At 42.3% G+C, this 2,751-nt stretch carries 2 protein-coding genes; both read right to left on the minus strand.

Features of this window, described 5'->3' with window-relative positions:
- Positions 1-766: 766 nt before the first annotated feature.
- On the minus strand, positions 767-1,249 hold the full coding sequence (locus MHN31_RS23960; RefSeq protein WP_239445535.1) for a hypothetical protein: 483 nt from the start codon (positions 1,247-1,249) through the stop codon (positions 767-769).
- Positions 1,239-2,751: RHS repeat-associated core domain-containing protein (locus MHN31_RS23965; protein ID WP_239445536.1), on the minus strand; the 1,513-nt coding region annotated here is incomplete at its 5' end. The genes MHN31_RS23960 and MHN31_RS23965, both read right to left, overlap by 11 nt.

The following is a 2,751-nucleotide window of genomic DNA, read 5'->3' on the forward strand; positions in this document are numbered from 1 at the left end:
GAATAAAGCGGAAATAGCAAGTGTAGAAAATTTCATTGTTATTATGTCCTTTTGAGAGTTATCGGTACAATGATACCTAAAAAGGAACATGAAAAAAACTTTATCTTCACACCTGAGTTAACAAAAAACAACAACTCCCCTAATCCAAAAGGGTACAGAATATTAAACGACCTGCGCAGGCGTGAATAGTTTTCCCGCGGATCATCTATATGAGTTAATTTAAATCACAAAATTGCTAAGAGTCTGATACAAGCTATTGCTAAATGCTAACTATCGGAAAACTGGTAATAACCTAGCCCAATCTGAGTTAGTGCAAATAAGCTTATCTGGCACTTACTTGCCATTTGCATAATCTATGCATCCTCATGATATTGCATATTATACTTAAATATACATAGCGTGCCTTCCGTAAACCAATTCTGGGAGAAATTATACTCAGGCTGAGTGTATAAATTTTTGGAGTGTGCGGGCTCGAAGCTCATTGAGGCGCTGAAGTATCAAACAGCCTGGAGACATGCCAGAACAACATATTTGCAGCAGACTTAACCAGACATCAAGAATGGTCAAACAAGTAAAATAACAAGATAGCTATTTGCTACCCCGCAGGCAGCTCGGCTTGAAACCGCTGGGGCATCTATATATCTCAGCGAGTTCTCTTCCTCCAAAATTACGCTCTCTTGAATTTAAAAGGCGCCGAACTCGAAGTACGGCGCCTTGCTACTATTAATAAAGATAAGGAAACCGGTAATCCCGGTGTTTTAAGTGCTTAACTATCAAAACAACCGAGTTTTGAAATAACGATTTCATTACTCATTGCGCTTATATTTTGACCTTTAAATTTAGTAAATAACATAAGTGAAACAATAAGTTCCTCTTCTCCGATAGTAATTCCGTAAATATCCTCTAAGGGAACAGGTACAATGACAGGTTCCCCTACAATCAACTTCACCTCTAAACGTTCAGTACTAATTTTTTGCTTCTTTAATAAACTCTGCAATTTATTCGTGTTACCTGCATTTATAGCATCTTTAAACTCAGCGAAGTTAAACAAAGACAAACCATTAAAATCAGTAAAAAACTTCAAGCTTTCACCTTCCCGTAGCCCAGGGGCACTGTAGGACGCGAATAACTCTACTTTTTCCTGATTGGTATAACAACCAAGCTCAACTTCAAGTTCCGATGCACGGCTAAAAGTACAAGACATACACAATACAAACAATGAAATCAGAGTAAAGCGCTTACTTATCAATATAATTCACTCCCATCATACTATGCTCCAGCACATATGGGTTGTATCTCAAATGTGCTCTAACATTAACCCTCTGAGCCGGGCTAAAGGTTTTATGACCTATTTGATTTAAGTCGACAAGATCTGAAGCTGTTGAACCAAAAGAGGTACTTCCTCCAAACTCATGTTTATATCCAAAACTTGGCATATGAGATACTTCATGGATGATTGTGGTTTGAGGAACATCACCGTATCGTAAGTTGCTCTTAAAATAGTTATTCGAAAGTCCAATTTGTGTAGAGCCAGCTTCAGCGAAGTCACTTCCTCCTGTTACGTAATGGTAAAAATCATCTCTCCCCATTGACTCTAACTTGGAAATCATACCTTTAAGGTCCTTTGCAAGACTCTCAGCAACAGAAGAAAATGCGTCAGCATCCATACCTATTCTAGTATTATAACCATAGTTATATGCAATCCTAGAATAATCTGAAGATGTTGGATCCTGAAGTGCCTTAATCATATTCTTGGCATTTTTGATATTTGTTTTAATATCTTTTTGAGTCGTTTCCCATTCCTTATCTGATAAACCGCGTCTGTGCTCAGGGCTCGATAGACCATCCTCATTTTTACCACCCTTTTTTATACCCTTTTTCTGACCATCAGTCTCTGCGTTACCCTGCTCTTTGGTCTCCAAACCATCAATACAGCCACCACCTGCTGCCATATTGAGCATACAGGTAACCGCCTGACCCTTCGCGAACCCTTTGGCCCAGCCGCCGGCAAAGTTCGCCAGTGCCGTTCCGCCCTGATTCGCTGCCTGGATAATACCCACCGCCAGCTTTGCGTAACCATAGTATGAATAGGCTGTCAGTAAGCCACTGAGTACAGTCGCCGTCACCCCCGTGATAATTCCCTGGCTGATTGCCGCATTCAGTGCCCAAATTGCTATCGTCGCAAAGATATATCCACTGGGGTCGGTCTTATTCAGCGGGTTATTCATTACATACGAGTAGCGGTTCAGGTTCTGAATATTATTCGGCGCCTGTACCATAGGGTCTGCTTGTAAGAAACGTCCCAGGATTGGGTCGTAAATACGCCCGCCCATGTGCACCAGGCCCACTTCATCCATCTGCTCATGACCCGTGTAACCACGTAGTGTCAGCTTGCTGGTGAACTTATTCTGGTCGCTGAAGTCTCTCGCCCAGGTGGTCGCGTTCCGACGTGCACCAAACACATCAAAGCTCATCACCTGCTCTTTCTTACCACTGGCATCCGCAATCACATGCGTTGAACCCAGGTGGTCGTCCAGCATAAAGCGTGTTGTCGCCTGATTGTTCACTGTGGTAATAAGTACTTTGCCCGCAATGTAGCGTTTGCTCACCCAGGTGCTCTGGCCACCATAACGAACGAACTCCACATTACCCACATAGCGGGTTTCCTGTGCGATTGGAATAAAGGTGCTGATATCCCCGTTGAGGATAGGCAACAGCAAACCTTTTTCACCACCAAATTCAGTACGCTTA

It is taken from the genome of Pseudoalteromonas sp. McH1-42 (assembly GCF_022347845.1).
Classification (GTDB): domain Bacteria; phylum Pseudomonadota; class Gammaproteobacteria; order Enterobacterales; family Alteromonadaceae; genus Pseudoalteromonas; species Pseudoalteromonas rubra_D.